Here is a 1,764-nt window from a genome sequence, read left to right as displayed (position 1 = left end):
CGTCGTAACTTCCTTTACTTACTGAGCTCTCCACAAAACGATATCCTGATGGAAGTTCGTCAGTAACAACTACATTAGTAGCTTCAATAAGCCCTAGGTTGCTAACTGTGATCGTAAAGACTACTTCTTCACCCACAAATGCCGTTGAAACATCAACCGTTTTAGTCACTGCTATGTCAGTTTCATCATCTTCTGGAGCAGGATCTGGATCAGTTGGAAGTGGAGTTACTGTACAATCTGGACACGTAGGATCTACAGGTGGATTGTTCGGATCTGTAGGGTCTACTGGCGTTGGATCTTCAGAAGTATCTTCAACATCTTTTCCGTCAGAATCTGTTCCTTTAGCAATTGCCAAGTTATAAACACCTCCTGCATCAATATCCTCTTCTGTAATGGCATACATAGCCGAGAAGGTTGTATCGTCTGTCGCCCCAACAGCTAACGTAGCAATAGGACCTCCCATCACTGCTACATTTGCATCAGTAATTGTGATGTTTGAAATCACTGTGTCTCCTGTATTGATCACTGTAAATGTATATTCAATAGAATCTCCTACATTAACCAAACCATCACCATTTGCATCTACATAAACTCCGTCTTTATAAAGTTGGATTGATGAAGTTGAACAATTTGGTGCTCTTAAAACAGCTATTTGAGCTATACAACCATTACTTGATAAGGTAGTAATTGTTACATCTGTTCCTGTTGGAATATCGGTAATCATATTCGTACCTACAGTTCCTTGGTCTGCTGTTACAGTAGCACCTGTACTCGCTACAAAACTCACACTGTATGTCGTTTGATCGTCTGAACATGTCGTTCCTCCGATACTCATTTGTGGCATGCCACAAGGATCATCACAACTATCTGGACTCGCTACGGTGATAATTGTTTCACAATCTCCACTGGTCGCTGTAAGAACAATCGCTGTACCGATAGCTCCTGTTACCGTGCCATCTCCATTATCCGTTCCACCAGTAACTACCAATGTAGAATTAGCATCTTTCGTATAACTTACTGTATAGCTTGTTGCACCTACACCATCACAAACTGCTTGACCTACAGTTAAGCTTGGTTGTACACAATCCGTTGGGCAAGTCGCTGGAATACTTACACTTTGCGTAGTTATACAACTTGTACCACTGGTAGCAGTAATTGTTAACTCCGTACCAAATGGAACACCACTTACCGTGCTTGTTGCCATATCTACAACTCCTGCACTGGCTGTAACCGCTTCACCATTGCTGATAAAGCTTACCGTATAGCCTGTAGCATCACAACTTAAATCACCGACCGTTAAAATTGGTTCTTGACATAATTCTGGACATTCAGGTGCGGTAATTGTTACTGTTTGCACATCACATCCATCAAAAGAAGAGGTGATGGTTACATCCATTCCTACTGGAATATCGGTAATCATATTCGTAGCGGTGTCTACAGTTCCTTGGTCTGCTGTTACAGTAGCGCCTGTACTCGCTACAAAACTTACACTGTATGTTGTTTGATCGTCTGAACATGTGGTTCCGCCAATACTCATTTGTGGCATGCCACAAGGATCATCACAATTAGCTGGACTCGCTACCGTGATGATTGTTTCACAATCTCCACTAGTTGCTGTAAGAACAATCGCTGTGCCGACAGCTCCTGTTACTGTACCATCTCCATTATCCGTTCCACCAGTAACTACCAATGTAGAAATGTCATCTTTGGTATAACTTACTGTATAACTCGTGCTTCCTACACCATCACAAACTGCTTGACCTG

1 protein-coding gene is annotated in these 1,764 nt (G+C 42.2%); it reads right to left on the bottom strand.

Annotated features, from left to right (window positions below; all coding sequences use genetic code 11):
* Positions 1–1,764 (bottom strand): DUF11 domain-containing protein (locus tag JMA43_RS13895; protein WP_342157312.1); only part of this gene is annotated, 1,764 nt, incomplete at both ends.

The organism is Joostella sp. CR20, assembly GCF_038433465.1.
Lineage (GTDB): Bacteria > Bacteroidota > Bacteroidia > Flavobacteriales > Flavobacteriaceae > Galbibacter.
Note: the sequence above shows the minus strand (reverse complement) of the source record. Positions and strands in the feature narration are given on the sequence as shown.